This window comes from Streptomyces sp. NPDC039424, assembly GCF_055639495.1.
Map to the genome: position 1 here is coordinate 526867 of NZ_JBVKAI010000002.1, position 16855 is coordinate 543721.

At 72.9% G+C, this 16855-nt stretch carries 14 protein-coding genes and 1 pseudogene; 3 read left to right on the top strand and 12 right to left on the bottom strand.

From position 1 onward, the window contains the following. Positions 1-33: 33 nt before the first annotated feature. From ACZ7L0_RS07255 to ACZ7L0_RS07275, 5 genes are all read right to left on the bottom strand, one after another. A complete protein-coding gene (locus tag ACZ7L0_RS07255; RefSeq protein WP_471241433.1) occupies positions 34-1017 on the bottom strand; it encodes a hypothetical protein in 984 nt (327 codons plus the stop codon). Between the two features lie 116 nt (positions 1018-1133). Further along, positions 1134-2123 (bottom strand): malate dehydrogenase, encoded by a 990-nt coding sequence (locus ACZ7L0_RS07260; protein WP_471241434.1) that lies wholly within the window; start codon positions 2121-2123, stop codon positions 1134-1136. Between the two features lie 324 nt (positions 2124-2447). After that, positions 2448-3623 (bottom strand): helix-turn-helix domain-containing protein, encoded by a 1176-nt coding sequence (locus ACZ7L0_RS07265; protein WP_471241435.1) that lies wholly within the window; start codon positions 3621-3623, stop codon positions 2448-2450. A 337-nt stretch (positions 3624-3960) separates the two neighbouring features. Beyond that, on the bottom strand, positions 3961-4458 hold the full coding sequence (locus ACZ7L0_RS07270; protein WP_471241436.1) for a DUF3017 domain-containing protein: 498 nt from the start codon (positions 4456-4458) through the stop codon (positions 3961-3963). Further along, positions 4448-5302, bottom strand: a complete 855-nt coding sequence (locus ACZ7L0_RS07275) for a bifunctional methylenetetrahydrofolate dehydrogenase/methenyltetrahydrofolate cyclohydrolase (RefSeq protein WP_471241437.1) — start codon at positions 5300-5302, stop codon at positions 4448-4450. The genes ACZ7L0_RS07270 and ACZ7L0_RS07275 overlap by 11 nt, the downstream gene beginning before the upstream one ends. Before the next feature lie 270 nt (positions 5303-5572). Between ACZ7L0_RS07275 and ACZ7L0_RS07280 the strand changes: the two genes are divergently transcribed. Continuing rightward, positions 5573-6184, top strand: a complete 612-nt coding sequence (locus ACZ7L0_RS07280; RefSeq protein ID WP_471241438.1) for a hypothetical protein — start codon at positions 5573-5575, stop codon at positions 6182-6184. Between the two features lie 90 nt (positions 6185-6274). Here the strand turns inward: ACZ7L0_RS07280 and purH are convergent, their stop codons facing one another. Then, the gene (purH, locus tag ACZ7L0_RS07285) at positions 6275-7840 is read right to left on the bottom strand and encodes a bifunctional phosphoribosylaminoimidazolecarboxamide formyltransferase/IMP cyclohydrolase (protein ID WP_471241439.1); all 1566 of its coding nucleotides are present in this window, start codon (positions 7838-7840) and stop codon (positions 6275-6277) included. Further along, complete coding sequence (gene purN / locus ACZ7L0_RS07290) at positions 7837-8466, bottom strand: phosphoribosylglycinamide formyltransferase (protein WP_471241440.1); 630 nt, start codon at positions 8464-8466, stop codon at positions 7837-7839. The genes purH and purN overlap by 4 nt, the downstream gene beginning before the upstream one ends. Positions 8467-8733: 267 nt before the next feature. Between purN and ACZ7L0_RS07295 the strand changes: the two genes are divergently transcribed. Then, on the top strand, positions 8734-9519 hold the full coding sequence (locus ACZ7L0_RS07295) for a hypothetical protein (RefSeq protein ID WP_471241441.1): 786 nt from the start codon (positions 8734-8736) through the stop codon (positions 9517-9519). Between the two features lie 21 nt (positions 9520-9540). Here the strand turns inward: ACZ7L0_RS07295 and ACZ7L0_RS07300 are convergent, their stop codons facing one another. After that, entirely contained in the window at positions 9541-11019 is a 1479-nt protein-coding gene (locus ACZ7L0_RS07300) for a cell division protein PerM (protein ID WP_471241609.1), read from the bottom strand. 140 nt (positions 11020-11159) lie between these two features. Here ACZ7L0_RS07300 and ACZ7L0_RS07305 point away from each other — a divergent pair. Continuing rightward, a pseudogene (locus ACZ7L0_RS07305) lies at positions 11160-11954 on the top strand (RNA polymerase sigma factor); the annotation flags it as partial. A gap of 59 nt (positions 11955-12013) precedes the next feature. On the opposite strand, the gene sucD reads toward ACZ7L0_RS07305, so the two are convergent. From sucD to ACZ7L0_RS07325, 4 genes are all read right to left on the bottom strand, one after another. After that, positions 12014-12898: a succinate--CoA ligase subunit alpha gene (gene sucD / locus ACZ7L0_RS07310; protein WP_471241442.1), complete on the bottom strand. Its 885-nt coding sequence runs from the start codon at positions 12896-12898 to the stop codon at positions 12014-12016. Positions 12899-12924: 26 nt separating this feature from the next. Then, entirely contained in the window at positions 12925-14103 is a 1179-nt protein-coding gene (gene sucC, locus ACZ7L0_RS07315; RefSeq protein WP_471241443.1) for an ADP-forming succinate--CoA ligase subunit beta, read from the bottom strand. Positions 14104-14520: 417 nt separating this feature from the next. Beyond that, the gene (locus tag ACZ7L0_RS07320; RefSeq protein ID WP_471241444.1) at positions 14521-15813 is read right to left on the bottom strand and encodes a hypothetical protein; all 1293 of its coding nucleotides are present in this window, start codon (positions 15811-15813) and stop codon (positions 14521-14523) included. Positions 15814-15966: 153 nt separating this feature from the next. After that, complete coding sequence (locus tag ACZ7L0_RS07325; protein WP_471241445.1) at positions 15967-16767, bottom strand: hypothetical protein; 801 nt, start codon at positions 16765-16767, stop codon at positions 15967-15969. Positions 16768-16855: the final 88 nt, after the last annotated feature.

The following is a 16855-nucleotide window of genomic DNA, read 5'->3' on the forward strand; positions in this document are numbered from 1 at the left end:
CGCGGAACTCGACGGGCGGGGCGGGCGTGACCCCTACGAGCAGGAGGCGCCGGTCGGGCAGAAGGACGACACGGCCGTGTCGAGGGGCTCGCGGACCAGGTCGGGGGACAGGCTCTCCGGGCCGCTGGAGCGGATCGCGTACAGCGTGCCGTCGACGGCCTCGAAGCGGTGGTCGACGACCTGCCGGGCGCCCTTGTCCTCGTCGTCGTAGCGGTACGACAGCTCGGACCAGGTGTCCTGGGAAGTGCGGTCGTGGGCCTCGTAGCCCGGCTGGTGCGAGTAGCCGTAGACGGAGTCGTTCTCGGCCAGGCGCAGGGACTCGGCCGGGGTCGACTCCGACAGCTCGAAGATCTGCAGCTGGCGGCCGTCGGAGGGGGAGTCGTAGAAGACCACCACGGCCTTCTCGCCCTGCTTCTGCCTGCGCTGCCAGCCCTCGGGGACGTCCAGCGCGTAACCGGCCGGGTCGTGGGCGAGGCGGTAGCCCTTGGGCGCCGACGGGGACCGGAGGGTCGAGCCGGACCCGGTCGTCGAGGGCGGCGAGGACGTCGAGGGTGTCGAGTCTCCGGTGGCCGAGCCGGTGACGCTGGTGCCGGAGCCCGGGCCGGACGCCGTGCCGGGTCCGTCGTCGTGGTCGCGGCCGAGATACCAGACCGCCAGGAAGGAGCCCGTCGCGAGCAGGACCATCACGGCGACCAGGACGACCAGGCGGCCGGTGGTGCGGCGGGGGGCGGGTGGGGCGTACCCGGGTGGGGCGTACGCGGGCGGAGCCGGCGGGGGTGTCCAGGCCGGGGGCGGTGCCGGGTCGCCCGCGCGGCGGTCGGCGGACGGGGGCGGGGGGTCGCCGCGGCGGCGGTCGGCCGCCGCCCGGTCCGCCCACGGCGGGGGCGACTGCGCCGTCTGCGTCTGCGCCGAAGCCCACGGCGGTACGGAGTCCGGCTCGGCGGCGGCCCAGGGCGCCTGCCCTCTCTCCTCGCTCGGCTCCTGCTCGGGACCGTCCTGACTGCTGTGTCCGCTCATCGCGAGCCCCCCGAATCACCCTGCTCCGTACTGCTCTTGACGGTAGCGGCGAAAACGGGCGCGGGCCCCCTTACCGAAGAAATCGGAAAGGGGGCCCGTGCGGAGAGGCTCGCGGCTCAGATCAGGCCGAGGGAGCGGACCGCCTCGCGCTCCTCCTCGAGCTCCTTGACGGAGGCGTCGATACGGGCGCGGGAGAACTCGTTGATGTCCAGGCCCTGGACGATCTCGTACGTGCCGTCCTTGGTGGTGACCGGGAAGGAGGAGATCAGGCCCTCCGGGACGCCGTAGGAACCGTCCGACGGGATGCCCATGGAGGCCCAGTCGCCCTCGGCGGTGCCGTTGACCCAGGTGTACACGTGGTCGATGGCGGCGTTGGCGGCGGAGGCCGCGGAGGACGCGCCACGGGCCTCGATGATCGCGGCGCCGCGCTTGGCGACGGTCGGGATGAAGTCCTCGGCCAGCCACTTCTCGTCGTTCACGACCTCGGCGGCGTTCTTGCCGGCGACCGTGGCGTGGAAGATGTCGGGGTACTGGGTGGCGGAGTGGTTGCCCCAGATGGTCAGACGCTTGATGTCGGCGACCGTGGTGCCCGTCTTCTTCGCGAGCTGGGTCAGCGCGCGGTTGTGGTCGAGGCGGGTCATCGCGGTGAAGCGCTCCGCCGGTACGTCCGGGGCGGCGGCCTGGGCGATCAGCGCGTTGGTGTTGGCCGGGTTGCCGACGACCAGGACCTTGATGTCGTCCGCGGCGTGGTCGTTGATGGCCTTGCCCTGCGGCTTGAAGATGCCGCCGTTGGCCTCCAGGAGGTCACCGCGCTCCATGCCCTTGGTGCGCGGACGGGCGCCCACGAGAAGGGCGACGTTGGTGCCGTCGAAGGCCACGTTCGGGTCGTCCGTGATGTCGATGCCCTGAAGGAGCGGGAACGCGCAGTCGTCCAGCTCCATGGCCGTGCCCTCGGCGGCCTTCAGCGCCGGGGTGATCTCCAGCAGCCGCAGCTTGACCGGCACGTCCGCGCCGAGCAGCTGGCCGGAGGCGATGCGGAAGAGCAGGGCGTAACCGATCTGGCCGGCCGCGCCGGTGACGGTGACGTTCACGGGAGTGCGGGTCATGGCGTTCTCCGTATGACAGCTGGCGGTGGGCGTCCGGGTGGGACGTACAAATGATCGATCTCTTGGCATCAAGAGAGATCCAGCGGTCAGGCTATCGCGCATCCGGGATCCCGGATGGCCGGGGCTGTGTGGCCCAGCCCACAAGTCGCTGTCGCCGTACCCAACCGAAAAGGCGGCCGCCTGTCCGGGAGAGGAGGAACAGAGACGGCCGCCGATCGGGGGACCGTGGCCGGACTCCCGTGGGGGTAACGTTCGCGTGCCCAGGATTCCGGCGGCCATGCGTGACTCACCCGGAATGTTTTGGTCCGTTGATCCGGGGCGCTCCTAGTCGGTGCACCCCCGCTGCCCCGAGGCGAGCGTGGCGCACGCCTTCACCTCGGCGGCGTCCTTCACGGCCACCATCGGTGTGTAGGCGATCGTGTCCCCGGACTCCGTGACGGTCCCGGTCTCCTTCCGCTTCCCCGCGCTCACCCGCACCGCGTCCCCCGGCGCGGCCCCGGTGATCCGCCCCCAGGCCGCCCGGCAGGCCTTGCTGTAGCGGACCTCGACGACGGTCGTGCCGACGGTGGCGGTCTCGGTGGTGGTGACGAGATCGCCGGTGCACCCCATGCTCTCCGCGTCCTTGCCCGCGCAGTCGGCGCCGGCGCACTTCACGCCCGCGGGCAGGTCGCGGTGGGCGACGGACGGGGAGGCCGACTTGGCCGTGCCCTCGTTCTCCCCGGCACCGCCGTTGCCGGTGAGGAAGAAGACGGCGGCTATGACGACGAGTACACCGCCCGCGCCCGCCAGGAACATCGTCAGCCGCCGCCTGGCCTCGGAAGCGCCCCCGGGCCGTACACGCGGCGAATCCCCCGCATCACGCGGCTCCCGCGAGTCCCGCGAGTCCTGTGGCGGCTCCCCGTCCGCGGACGGCGCCCCCGGGCCCGCGGAGGCCCGTCCGCCGGGCCGCGAAGGGCCCTGGTAGCCGGACAGCCCCCAGGAGTTGCCGCCCGCCGCGCGACCCGCCCCGGCCCCTTCCCGCGCGTCCGCGTCCGGCGCCGTCGGCTGGGGCGGGATCGTGGGCGACACCCCCGCGGGACCCGCGACACCCGGGGTCACCGTCGTGCTGCCGCCGATGCGAGCCGTCCTGCTGTTGCCGCCCGCGCCCACCGCCGGCGCCCCGAACTCGCCGAGCGCGGCCCGCGCCTGCGAGATCCGCATCGCCTCCATGGTCCTGTCGTGGCGCATCTCCGAACGGCTCCACGCCCGTTCGGCCAGCTCCCACATGGTGGTCAAGTGAACGGGATTGGTGCCGGTGACCTCGGCGAGCGCGACGATCGCGCCCTTCGGCGCGAGGAGCCGGCCGCCCAGGTAACGCTCCCAGGACGTCTTGCTGTAACCCGTGCGGTCGGCCAGCGCCGCGATACTCAGCCCGCTGCGGTCCACGAGCCGCCGCAACTGCCCGGCGAACTCCTTGACCTGCGGATCGAGCTCGTCGGGCAAGGCTTTCCAACGAGGCATTGCTTCCCCCCTCATTCCCCCCCCGGTCCCCGGTGTGACTACCCAAAGGGATGCGCTGACCGAGGATCCCAGTTCCCGGCCTGGGGGCGCACGGGTGCATAGGCCCCCTGAGGCGCGCGCCTCACGCGCCCGCCGCCGTCGCCCGAAGGCCACGGCTCCGAGGAGGGCGACGAGGGGCAGGACGAGCAGGACCAGCACCACGGACAGCAGCAGGCGTCGGCACGGCCACCGGACGAGGCGGACCTCCCCCGTTCCGCCCAGGTGACGACCCCGGCCAAAGCAACGGTTCCCGCACCCACCGGAGCGGGTGCGGGAACCGTCGTACGCCGTTGTGCGGTCAGTCGGAGTTGGTCACCGTGAAGTGGAGCGTGTCCTTCAGGAACGGGATCTCCAGCCACGGCTTGGGCTGGGCCATCATCGCCAGCAGGACGATCGCCAGGCCGAGGGCGCCGTAGGTGACCATGTCGGTGAAGCGGGAGCGGACGGCGAGCATGCCGACGCCGGGCAGGACCCAGCGCAGCACGGCGCCCGCGAGCAGGGCGGAGCCGATCAGCAGCGTGCCGAGCCGGAACAGGTCGAACGCCGTCAGCACCAGGCCGAGCGCGACCAGGGACAGCACGACGAGCATCGGCCACTGCCGGGCGGGCGCCGGGGCGTCGCCGGAGGCGGCCCGGCCGCCGCCCTCGGGGCGCGCGGTGTCCCGGGTGAACAGCGGGAAGCGGCGCGTGACCCGCTTCGGGTGCCCCTCGGCGTCGGGCGCGCTGATCGCGTCGCGGACGGTCGGCTCCGCGCCGTCGTCGGTGTCGTGGATGTCGCGGGTTTCCTCAGCCGGCACTGCGCTCCGCCGCCTCGACCACGTTGACGAGCAGCTGGGCACGGGTCATCGGGCCCACGCCGCCCGGGTTCGGGGAGATCCAGCCGGCCACCTCGGTGACCCCGGGGTGCACATCGCCGACGATCCTCCCCTCGGCGTTGCGGGAGACGCCGACGTCGAGGACGGCCGCGCCCGGCTTGACGTCCTCGGGCCCGATCAGGTGGCCCACACCGGCGGCCGCGATGATGATGTCCGCCCGCTTCAGATGTGCCGACAGGTCGCGCGTGCCCGTGTGGCACTGGGTCACCGTGGCGTTCTCGCTGCGCCGGGTGAGCAGCAGCGGCATCGGGCGGCCGATGGTCACGCCCCGGCCGACGACCACGACCTCGGCACCCTTGATCTCCACGCCGTGGCGGCGCAGGAGGGTGAGGATGCCGTTGGGCGTGCAGGGCAGCGGGGCCGGCTCGTTGAGGACGAGGCGGCCGAGGTTCATCGGGTGCAGGCCGTCGGCGTCCTTGGCCGGGTCCATCAGCTCCAGGATGCGGTTCTCGTCGATGCCCTTGGGCAGCGGCAGCTGGACGATGTAGCCGGTGCACGCCGGGTCCTCGTTCAGCTCCCGTACGACCGCCTCGATCTCCTCCTGCGTGGCCGTGCCGGGCAGCTCACGCTGGATGGAGGCGATGCCCACCTGGGCGCAGTCGCGGTGCTTTCCGGCGACGTACTTCTGGCTGCCGGGGTCGTCCCCGACCAGGATCGTGCCGAGGCCGGGCGTGACGCCCTTCTCCTTCAGCGCCGCCACGCGGGCGGTCAGATCGGACTTGATCGCGGCTGCGGTGGCCTTGCCATCGAGAATCTGGGCGGTCATGTTCCCATCCTCGCGGATGACGGCCCCCCGGTTCCAATCAGGGGCCCCGGGGACCACTGCGGCCACCCGCCGCACATGTCCCACCATGATCGTTGATGTTGCACTTGCACAACACATCGCGAATGCGGCTGGACAAGTAAGAGGCTGCTAAAGAACGATGAGCAGACAGTGCCGCGGGCAGTACCGGGGGGACGGACCGCATCTGTAGAACTCTCCTCCGAACCGTGCCGCGCGTCGTCCCCGCACTTGAGCAACGGAGGAAAGACCGCCATGAGCTTCGGCGACCCGAACAACCCCTACGGCCCGCCCCAGGGCCAGCAGCCCGGATACCCGCCGCCGCCTCCTCCGCAGGGCCAGCCCGGCTACGGCTACCCGACCGCTCCCCAGGGCCAGCCCGGCTACGGCTACCCCGCCGCTCCGCCCGTCCAGCAGCCCTACGGCTACGGCATGCCGATGGAGATGCCGGGCCTGATCAAGACCGCCCGGGTACTGCTGTTCATCCTGGCCGGCTTCCAGTTCCTGGCCGGGCTGTTCATCGGCATAGCGGCCGGTGCCGTCCAGGACGGCTCCAACGTCATCGGCTCCGGGGACGACACCAGCACGGCCACCGGCGTCCTCATCGCGTTCGCCCTGCTGATGCTGGCGCTGGGCAGCCTGTCGATCTTCCTGGGCGTGAAGTTCAAGAACGGCGGCAGCGGCATCCGTATCACGACGATCGTGTACTCGTCCCTGCTGCTGCTCGGCAGCCTGGTCAACATCGTGAACGGCGGGGGCGGTTCGGGCACCTTCGGCGGCATCGTCTCGCTCGCCTTCGCCGGCATCATCCTCGCCTCGATGGTCAACGGCGCGGCCTCGACCTGGTTCAACCGCCCGAAGTACTGAGCCGGCGGAACCCCGTACACACCCAAGGGCCGTGTCCCACCCGGATGAGGGGGGACACGGCCCTGGTGCGTTGCGGGGGCGGGAGCGGGATCAGTGGAAGAAGTGGCGCGTGCCCGTGAAGTACATCGTCACGCCCGCCTTCTTCGCGGCCTCCACGACCAGCTCGTCACGGACCGAACCGCCGGGCTGGACGACCGCCTTGACGCCGGCCTCGACGAGGATCTCCAGGCCGTCGGGGAAGGGGAAGAACGCGTCCGAGGCGGCGTACGAGCCCTGCGCGCGCTCGGCGCCCGCCCGCTCGACCGCCAGCTTCGCGGAGTCGACCCGGTTGACCTGGCCCATGCCGACGCCGACCGAGGCGCCGTCCTTCGCGAGCAGGATGGCGTTGGACTTCACGGCTCGGCACGCCCGCCAGGCGAAGGCGAGTTCGGCGAGTTCGAACTCGGTGAGCGCCTCGCCGGTGGCCAGCGTCCAGTGGGCCGGGTCGTCGCCCTCGGCCTGCAGCCGGTCCGTCACCTGCAGCAGCGCGCCGCCGTCGACGGGCTTGACCTCGACCGGGGCGGTCGGGCCCTCGGGGCAGCGCAGCACCCGGATGTTCTTCTTCTTGGTGAGGGCCTCCAGGGCCCCCTCCTCGTAGTCGGGCGCGACGATGACCTCGGTGAAGATCTCCGCGACCTGCTCGGCCATCTCCCGGCTCACCGGCCGGTTGACGGCGATGACCCCGCCGAACGCGGACAGCGGGTCGCAGGCGTGTGCCTTGCGGTGCGCCTCGGCGACATCGGCGCCGACGGCGATGCCGCACGGGTTGGCGTGCTTGATGATCGCCACGCACGGCTCGGCGTGGTCGTACGCGGCACGGCGGGCGGCGTCCGTGTCCGTGTAGTTGTTGTACGACATCTCCTTGCCGTGCAGCTGCTCGGCGACCGCGAGGCCGCTGCCGCCGCCGTCGACGTACAGGGCGGCGGGCTGGTGCGGGTTCTCGCCGTAGCGCAGGGTGTGCGCGCGCTCCCAGGTGGCGCCGAGGAAGTCGGGGAACCGAGAGTCGTCGACGGGCGCGTAGGAGGAGGCGAACCAGGAGGCGACGGCGACGTCGTAGGCGGCCGTGTGCTGGAAGGCCTCCGCCGCCAGCCGCTTGCGGGTGGCGAGGTCGAAGCCGCCGGACCGCACGGCCGAAAGGACGTCGGCGTACCGCGCCGGGCTGGTGACCACGGCGACCGAGGGGTGGTTCTTGGCGGCGGCGCGGACCATCGACGGGCCGCCGATGTCGATCTGCTCGACGCACTCGTCGGGCGAGGCGCCCGAGGCGACGGTCTCGCGGAACGGGTAGAGGTTGACGACTACGAGGTCGAAGGGCTCCACGCCCAGCTCGGCCAGCTGCTCGCGGTGGCTGTCGAGGCGCAGGTCGGCGAGGATGCCCGCGTGCACCCTGGGGTGCAGGGTCTTGACCCGGCCGTCCAGGCACTCGGGGAAGCCGGTGAGTTCCTCGACCTTGGTGACGGGGACGCCGGCGCCGGCGATGCGCCCGGCGGTCGAGCCGGTGGAGACGAGCTCGACACCGGCCTCGTGCAGCCCGCGCGCGAGGTCCTCGAGCCCGGTCTTGTCGTAGACGCTGACGAGCGCCCGGCGAATCGGCCGCTTGTTGCTCTCGGCGGTCACTGGATAACTACCTTTCGTCCCTCAATGCGATAGCCGTTGCGGGCGATCCGCCCCACGACCTCGACGAGCAGTCTTCGCTCGACTTCCTTGATGCGCTCGTGCAGAGCGCTCTCGTCGTCCTCGTCCCGGACCTCCACCACGCCCTGAGCGATGATCGGTCCGGTGTCGACGCCGTCGTCGACGAAGTGGACGGTGCAGCCGGTGACCTTGGCGCCGTACGCGAGTGCGTCGCGCACGCCGTGGGCTCCGGGAAAGCTGGGCAGCAGCGCGGGATGGGTGTTCACGAACCGCCCGCCGAACCGCGCGAGGAACTCCTTGCCCACGATCTTCATGAACCCGGCGGAGACGACGAGGTCCGGCTCGTGGGCGGCGACGGCCTCGGTCAGGGCCACGTCCCACTCGTCCCTGGTGCCGTGGTCCTTGACCTTGCACACGAAGGTGGCGATCCCCGCCCGTTCGGCGCGGGCGAGCCCCTCGATGCCCTCGCGGTCCGCGCCGACGGCCACGACCTCGGCGCCGTAGGCCTCGGAGCCGACGCGGTCGATCTCGTCCAGCAGCGCCTGCAGATTGGTGCCGGATCCGGAGACCAGCACGACGAGGCGCTTGGCCACGGGCTTGGCGGCCACGGCGGGGCCCTTTCTCGGGGAAGCGGTTTGTACGGTCGTACGAATGCTTCGCGCCCCCGGATACGGGGAAGTCTACGAAGCGGCCGACCGCCAGCAACGATACCGGCACTCCGGACGGCCCCCACGGGACGGGGGCTTGGCCGGAAGGTAGCGTCTGGGGGGAGTGGGTCGGGAACGCGTCCGCCGCCCGGTGCGTTCCCGTCAATGACAGCTCACCACGGACAGCCGTGTTCATCACGTATGGATCTAGGGGAAGACGCTCACTTGATGCCGGACCGCAGTCTGCGACTCCTCACGTTCCCCCCGCAGCCGGAGCAGGGAAGGGAGCGCGGCGCGGTGCTGCTGCGGGAGCGGCCCGCCTCGCCGCCCGACGCGCCCTCGGGCCGGCCGGACGGCGACGGCCGGGACGGCGCGCCGACGGACGACAACCCCTTCGCGCCGCCGCCGGAGGGCACGCCGGACCGGCCGTGGCAGCCGCGGCGCCCGTCCGGTTCCCAGGGCTCCCCGGGCTCCGGGGACGAGGGCCATGCCCCGTGGGGCAACCAGTGGAGCGACCGTCAGCCCGGCCGCTCCCCCGGCAACTTCGGCGAGCGCCCCGGCGGCGGCCCCGAAGGCCCGGGCGGCGGCCCCGGCCCCGGCCCCGCTTCGCGCTGGGACCCCACCGACCCCGCCCAGCGCCGGGCGCGCTACGCCCTGCTGTGCGGGATGTGGGCCTTCTTCTTCGTCCTCTTCGGCTGGCCGTACGTGGCCCTGCTCCTCGGCGCCCTCGCCCTCCACTGGGGCATCAGCGCCCTGCGCGCCAAGCCCCGCACCCCCGACCCGAACACCCCGGCGGCCCCCGAGCCCACCGGCCGCCCCCAGACCACGGCGGCCGTCAGCGGCCTGGTCACCGGTTCCCTGGCCCTGGCCCTCGTCGCGGCCACCTTCACGGCCCAGCTCGTCTACAGCGACTACTACACGTGCGTGAACGACTCCCTCACCAACGAGGCCAAGCAGTCGTGCAAGCAGTTGCTGCCGCAGGAGCTGCGGGGGCTGCTGGGAGACAGCGGCTGAGACACCGCGCGTGAGCGGGGGTCACTCCGGAGGGGCGGGCGGCACGGGTGGCGCCGGGGGCTCGGCCGGGAGTACGTCGTAGGCGTCCAGGGCGCTGTCGTACACGGACGACTCGGGCACCGCCACCGGCGCTGTCTCCCGCGCCTCCTCCACCTTCGCTGTCCTCCCCGCGCCCAGTGGCTTCCCCGCGCCGGGAGTCTTCGCCTCCGGTTCCGCCTCCGCCCGACGACCCCGCCGGCGCCACCACCGCATCACCAACGCCACCGGCACCGCCACCGGCGCGACCCACGCCGGCACCGCGCCCCCGACCCGCCACCACACCGGCCCGAACCGGGCCAGCGCCGCCACCCCGAGCGGCCCGCCCGCCAGCTTGGCCAGGACCGCGAAGGCCGCCCCGCACAACACAGCCGCCAGCAGCGCCGTACCGGCGGTCCGGGCGAGGGACCAGCGCGCCCGCCGCTCCCCGGCCCGCGCCGCGAAGCAGCCGACCACCACCCCCGCCGCCACCGGCACCACCGCGGCGGCCCAGTGCGACGGCGTCGCCGGGCCGGGGTCCGGCACCGCGGCCAGCAGCGGGAACGGCGGCAGCAGTGGCGCGGGATCCGAGACGAACGGGTCCACCGCATGCCCGGCGCCGAGCGCGAAGCCGGGCCCGAGGGCGTACGCCACCGACCACACCGCCGCGTTCGGGACCAGCGCGACACACAGCAGCAGCACGGCGAACCGTCCCGTCCAGCCCTCCGTCAGCTGGAGGAAGGAAGCGCGGGCCGCCCCGCCGTGCCCCGCCAGCGACACCCCGAGCAGCAGCGCGCCGCCGCCGAAGAGCGCCGCCGTCCCGGCCGACGCCGCCCGCACCGCCGCCCCGAGCCCGGCCCGGCCGCCCGGCGCGAGGGCCCGGCGGCGCAGGCCCCCCGGCAGCAGCGCCAGCACCCTCAGCACCGGCTCGCGGGGACTGCCGTACGCCGTCCACACCCCTGCCGCCGCCCCGAGGGCCGCGACGAGCGGCAGGCACACCGCCACCCACTCCCACACGGGCCGCAGCGCGCCGCCGGAGGCGTACAGCGCGGCGCAGCCGCCGACGCCGAGGTAGCCGAGGACGACGCCCGTCCACGCCGTGCGCGCGGCGACCGGCGGCGGCCCGTCGTCGTCGGCCGGCGCGTCCGTCGCCTCCCGTCCCGCCCGGTACAGCAGCCAGACCGGCAGGACGAGGAGCAGCAGCGGGGTGACGCCGACGGGGGCGGGGACACCGGTCGGCGTGTCGGTGCGGACCAGTTCGACGCCGTGCGCCAGCAGCCACAGCCCGGCGGCGACGTGCAGCGCGCCGCCCGGTCCGCTGTCCGGGTACGGCGAGCTGACCCACAGCACCATCACGAGCACGGCGAAGCAGCCGAGGCCGAGCCCGGCCGCGACCGCGCCACCCAGCAGGCTCGCGGCCAGTCCGGGCGACCGGTCACGCATCCGGGTGAGCAAGAACGACAACGACGGTCGGCGAGCGGTCATCTGCGTCACGCCGCCATGCTCCCAACGACACGCGCTTTCCGGTCGTAACAGGCGAAGTACCGAAGTGTCGCTCAATATACGTTTATGTGTTTTTTCCTGAGGAGGGGTGAACTGTGACGGCCTGTCAGCCAGAGACTCACCTGACGCCCGCTCAGGCCTTCGACGCCCTGTACGCGTTCTGCGCCCCCGCCCTCGTACGGCAGACGTATCTGCTCACCGGGCGGCGGGAGCTGGCCCGCGACGCCGTGGAGCGGGCCTTCCAGCTCGCCTGGCAGCGCTGGCCCGAGGTGGCCCGGGACCGGGATCCGGCGGGCTGGGTGCGCGCGGTGGCGTACGAGTGCGCGCTCTCCCCCTGGCACCGCTTCCGCCCCCGATACCGCCACCCCGAACCGCCTCCGGCCGACGCCGCCGGCCGCGCCCTGCTGCACACCCTGCTGCGGCTCCCGGTGTCCTACCGCCGCACGCTCCTGCTGTACGACGGCGTCGGTCTCGACCTGCCGGAGACCGCGGCGGAGACGGAGGCGAGCACACCGGCGGCGGCACGGCGGCTGACGCACGCCCGCGCCGCCGTCGCCGCGCGGATCCCGGAACTGGCGGACCCCGCCCTGCTGCACCGGCGGCTGGCCGAACTGGCCTCCGCCGAGCACCTGCGGGCGGTCGAGCCGGTCACGGTGCGGTCGGGCGGCGAACGCGGGGCCCGCCGCTGGACCCGGGCCGCCATCGCCCTCACGGCCTCGGTCGTGGGCGCGACGACGCTCACCCTGCGCAGCGCCCCGACCCACTACGAGGCGCCCGTGGCCCCGGCCCAGGCGGTCCGGGGGGTGCCGCCGCGAGCGGCCCTGGGCCCGCTGTCGGCCAAGGAGCTGGAACTGCGGGCGAAGCTGCGGCGGGAGGAGGTGAACGGGCCGGAGAGGCTGGCGCCGACACCCCGGTGAAAAGCGGGTAGGCCCGCCCCCACCCGGGGAACGGGCCTACCGGCGCTCAGCGCCCTGACTCAGCCGGCCAGGATCTCGCGGGCGAGCTTCGCCGTCTCGGTCGGGGTCTTGCCGACCTTGACGCCCGCGGCCTCCAGGGCCTCCTTCTTCGCCTGGGCGGTGCCCGACGAACCGGAGACGATGGCACCCGCGTGGCCCATGGTCTTGCCCTCGGGCGCGGTGAAACCCGCGACGTAGCCGACGACCGGCTTGGTCACGTTCTCCTTGATGAAGGCCGCGGCCCGCTCCTCGGCGTCGCCGCCGATCTCACCGATCATCACGATCAGGTCGGTGTCGGGGTCGGCCTGGAACGCGGCGAGGGCGTCGATGTGCGTGGTGCCGATGATCGGGTCACCACCGATGCCGACGGCCGTCGAGAAGCCGATGTCCCGCAGCTCGTACATCATCTGGTACGTCAGCGTGCCGGACTTCGACACCAGGCCGATGCGGCCCGGCTTGGTGATGTCGCCCGGGATGATGCCGACGTTGGACTGGCCCGGGGTGATGATGCCGGGGCAGTTCGGGCCGATGATCCGGGTCTTGTTGCCCTTCTTGCCGGCGTACGCCCAGAAGGCGGCCGTGTCGTGCACGGCGATGCCCTCGGTGATCACGACGGCCAGCGGGATCTCGGCGTCGATGGCCTCGACGACCGCGTCCTTGGTGAACTTCTCCGGCACGAAGATGACGGAGACGTTGGCGCCGGTCTTCTCGATGGCCTCCTTGACGGTGCCGAAGACGGGTACCTCGGTGCCGTCGAAGTCCACGGTCTGACCCGCCTTGCGCGGGTTCACGCCGCCCACGACGTTGGTGCCGTCGCCGAGCATCAGCTTGGTGTGCTTCTGTCCGGTGGCGCCGGTCATGCCCTGGACGATGACCTTGCTGTCCTTGTTGAGCCAGATAGCCATGGTGTCTTGAGTCCTCGTCCTTGTGCTTACTTGGCGGCGGCCAGCTCGGCGGCCTTGTCGGCCGCGCCGTCCATGGTGTCGACGCGCTGCACCAGCGGGTGGTTGGCGTCGGTGAGGATCTTGCGGCCGAGCTCGGCGTTGTTGCCGTCGAGACGGACGACGAGCGGCTTCTCGACCTTCTCGCCGCGGTCCTCGAGGAGCTTCAGGGCCTGCACGATGCCGTTGGCGACCTCGTCGCAGGCGGTGATGCCACCGAAGACGTTCACGAAGACGGACTTGACGTCCGGGTCGCCCAGGATGATCTCCAGGCCGTTCGCCATCACCTGGGCGGAGGCGCCGCCGCCGATGTCCAGGAAGTTGGCGGGCTTGACGCCACCGTGGTTCTCACCGGCGTACGCGACGACGTCCAGGGTGCTCATGACGAGACCCGCGCCGTTGCCGATGATGCCGACCTCGCCCTCGAGCTTGACGTAGTTGAGGCCCTTCGCCTTGGCGGCCGCCTCCAGGGGGTTGGCGGCCTCCTTGTCGTGGAGCTCCTCGTACTCGGGGTGACGGAACTCGGCGTTCTCGTCCAGGGAGACCTTGCCGTCGAGGGCGAGGACGTCACCGGAGGCGACCTTCGCGAGCGGGTTGACCTCGACGAGGAGGGCGTCCGACTTGATGAAGGTGTCCCACAGCTTGACGAGGACGTTCACGACCTTGTCGGCGACCTCGGCCGGGAACTTGGCGGCCTCGACGATCTCGCGGGCCTTGGCCTCGTCCACACCGTCGATGGCGTCGATCGCGATCTTCGCGACGGCCTCCGGACGGGTGGCCGCCACCTCCTCGATCTCCATGCCGCCCTCGACGGAGGCGATGGAGAGGAAGGTGCGGTTGGCACGGTCGAGGAGGAAGGAGACGTAGTACTCCTCGACGATCTCCGGAGCGGTCTCGGCGATCATGACCTTGTGGACCGTGTGGCCCTTGATGTCCATGCCGAGGATGTCCGTCGCGCGGGCGACGGCCTCGTCCGCGGAGGCGGCCAGCTTGACGCCACCGGCCTTGCCGCGACCACCGACCTTCACCTGCGCCTTGACGACGGACTTGCCGCCCAGACGCTCGGTGATCTCGCGCGCCGCCTCAGGCGTGTCGATGACTTCACCGGCCAGCACCGGTACATCGTGCTTGGCGAAGAGGTCCCTCGCCTGGTACTCGAACAGGTCCACGCGCTTCCGTCCCTATCAGTGATCTCGCGGTTCGTTGGATGCGTGGGCGTGCCGCGAAGGGCAACGTGACGGTCCGCTGTGTCACAAGGGAAGCGCACACGGTGTCCGAGCGCGCGGCATGTCCGTCTCGCAGGTTATCTCTGCTTGCCGGAGGCCTCTAAATCGGCGGTCACACCTGAGCGGTGATACCTGTCACATGATGCCGGGTTCCACGGCACGGCGTGCCGCGACGGCGAGGCCTCACCGGGCTGGGGTTGACCCGGTGAGGCCTCCAAATGGCCCTCTGGGGGCCGTGGGCGGCTGATCCCCACCCCAATGGGGACCAACCGCCCCGGTCCGTGAGGTGCCGGGCGGACGGCCGACGGCTTTCGGCCGTCCGGGCCCCGCTGCCTCACGGAGTCGGTCGGGACGGGCGGCTCAGACGCCGTGGGTGAACCCGTCGTGCACGGTGTGCAGGTTGTGCGTGTACCCCGTGTTCGCCATGTCATGGACATATCCCGGAGTGACCGACTCGGTCACGCCCGCCACACCGCCGACCGCGTGCCCGGCGAGCGGGGCGGCTGTGGTGTGGAGGGTTCCGGTGAGGTCCCGCGCGAAGGGCGCCACCTGCCCGGTGACCTGCTGGGCGAACGGGTCGACCTGCCCGGCGACCCCGCCCGCGAACGGGGCGACGTCGCTCGTCACGCCGTAGGCCAGCGCCGTGGCGCTGCTCGCGACCGGCCGGACGGTCCTGACGGCCGTGTCGACGACCGGCTGGACGGCCCCGGTGACCCCGGCGGCGAACGGCGGCACCTCGCCCGCCACACCCTGCGCGAAGGGCCCCACCTGCCCGGCCACCCCGTGCGCGAGCGGCGGTACGGCGTCGGCGACGCCGCCCGCGAAGGGCCGGACGTCACCCGTGACGCCGTACGCGAGCGCCCCCGCGTCGGCGACGGCCTGCCCGGCGACCGGCACCACCCCGTGCACAGCGGTGTTGGCGACCGGCGGCAGCACGGCGTCCGTGGTGTCGTACGCGATCTGCCCGACGACCCCCGTGGCGTACGGCGGCACGTCGGCGACGGCGCCCGTGGCGACGCCCCGCACTCCCGCGACCGCGCCTGTGGCGACGGGCGTCACGCCGTGTACGGCGGTGTACGCGACCGATGTGACGCCGTCCGCCGCGCCGGTGGCGGTCGGCACGGCCCCGGCGACCGCGTGCCCGGCAACCGGCAGCGCGCCGTGCGCGGCGGTCGCGGCCACCGGCGGGACGGCGGCGGCGGCCGTCTCGTCGACGACCGGGGTGACGGTCCCGGTGACGTGGCCGGGGACGCCTGCGACGGTGGCCTGTGCGGCGGCCGGTGCCTCCTCCAGCTCGGGGGCGAAGGCGGAGAGGGGGCCGAAGAGGTAGTCGATCCGGTCCTCGGAAGCGGCCGTCGCCCCGGAGACGGCGTGGGCCGCCTGGGCGCCCGCCTTGGTCTCCACGTGGCGGCGGGCCTGGCCGGCGGTGTCGGCCTGGACCGACTGCCCGGCCTCGGCCGACGTGTCGGTGAGGGTGCTGGTGGTGTCGGTTGCCTTGTCGGCGACCGTGTCAGCAGCCGTGTCGGCGGCCGTGTCCGGCACGGAGAGGGCCGCGGAGGGCAGCTCGTCGGCGCTGGCGACGGCCGAGCCGAGCGCCCACGCGCCGGTGACACCGGCGGCGATGACGATGGAGCGGCGGATGTTCTTGTTCATGCGTGCGTCAGATCCTTAGGAGTTCCGGGACGTCTTGAATGGCTTCCGTCCGGAGAAGTGAGGGGTGGCCGGACGGGCGGGCAGACCTGTCTCGCCCCCGCGCGGCAGGTCCACGGCGGGTGAAGTGGCCGTTTCTGCCTCGGGGCGGGAGCCCTAGCCGGGGAAGACGGGGATGTCCCGGTACCTGTCCCGGGTCCCGGACGCGTCGACGCGCGCGAGGGCACCGGGCACGAGACGCAGCGGCGCCCGGTGGTCAGGGGTGACGGCGTGCGCGTCGAGATGGCGTGAGGTGCCGTTGTCGACCGCCGCGCGGTCGGTGAGCGCGCCGTCCGGGTCTCCGGTGGGCGCGGGCCGGGTGGGAGCGCCGGCCTGGGCCCCGGTGCGGTGGCCGTCGGCGTGCGTCCGCGCGGCCGGCGCGGTGACGTCGGATGAGAGGCGCGGGCCCTGGGGCACGGCCGCCGTCGTACGGGGTTCGGTACGGATCCGCGTACGGGACTCCGTACCGGCGTGACCGCCGAACGCGGCGGCCGGGGGCTGCGACACGCTCGGGCCGCCCGGCTGCTGCGGCTGCGGCTGCTGCGGCTGGGGCGCCTCGGGGACCGGCGCGGGCAGCGAGGGCTTTGCCGGAAGCTCCCGCGGGGCGGGCAGGGCGGGCGGCTTGGGCAACGACGGTGCCTTCGCCGTGGCTTGGTCCAGGCCCTGGGTCACCGCTCCGGCCAGATCACCGACCGGCCGGGCGGCATGGCCGGTGACGGACCGTACGGCCTCCTGGGAGGTCACCGAGACCGTCGAGGTCACCGGTGTCGTCCCCTCGGCCGCATGCGCCTGTTCGCCGCAGAGGAAGCCGAGCGCGAACAGACCGCCCACCAGAAGCGCCAGTTGCAGCGCACGCCGCCCGGCCGCCGTGCGCAACACGCGCACAGCGGCGACGGACAGGGCTGCTGGCCAGGTCAAGAGCGGAGGATCCTCCGTGCGACGGAACGACTGACGGGTCGACGGGATGCGCCGATGATCCTCGCACGCCCCGCCCGCGGTTGCGCAA

Coding starts and splice junctions, on each gene's coding strand:
- ACZ7L0_RS07295 (WP_471241441.1), top strand. CDS start 8,734: ATGCCGGACCGCAGTCTGCGACTCCTCACGTTCCCCCCGCAGCCGGAG.
- ACZ7L0_RS07255 (WP_471241433.1), bottom strand. CDS start 1,017: ATGAGCGGACACAGCAGTCAGGACGGTCCCGAGCAGGAGCCGAGCGAG.
- ACZ7L0_RS07320 (WP_471241444.1), bottom strand. CDS start 15,813: ATGAACAAGAACATCCGCCGCTCCATCGTCATCGCCGCCGGTGTCACC.
- ACZ7L0_RS07280 (WP_471241438.1), top strand. CDS start 5,573: ATGAGCTTCGGCGACCCGAACAACCCCTACGGCCCGCCCCAGGGCCAG.
- ACZ7L0_RS07300 (WP_471241609.1), bottom strand. CDS start 11,019: ATGACCGCTCGCCGACCGTCGTTGTCGTTCTTGCTCACCCGGATGCGT.
- ACZ7L0_RS07265 (WP_471241435.1), bottom strand. CDS start 3,623: ATGCCTCGTTGGAAAGCCTTGCCCGACGAGCTCGATCCGCAGGTCAAG.
- sucD (WP_471241442.1), bottom strand. CDS start 12,898: ATGGCTATCTGGCTCAACAAGGACAGCAAGGTCATCGTCCAGGGCATG.
- ACZ7L0_RS07275 (WP_471241437.1), bottom strand. CDS start 5,302: ATGACCGCCCAGATTCTCGATGGCAAGGCCACCGCAGCCGCGATCAAG.
- ACZ7L0_RS07260 (WP_471241434.1), bottom strand. CDS start 2,123: ATGACCCGCACTCCCGTGAACGTCACCGTCACCGGCGCGGCCGGCCAG.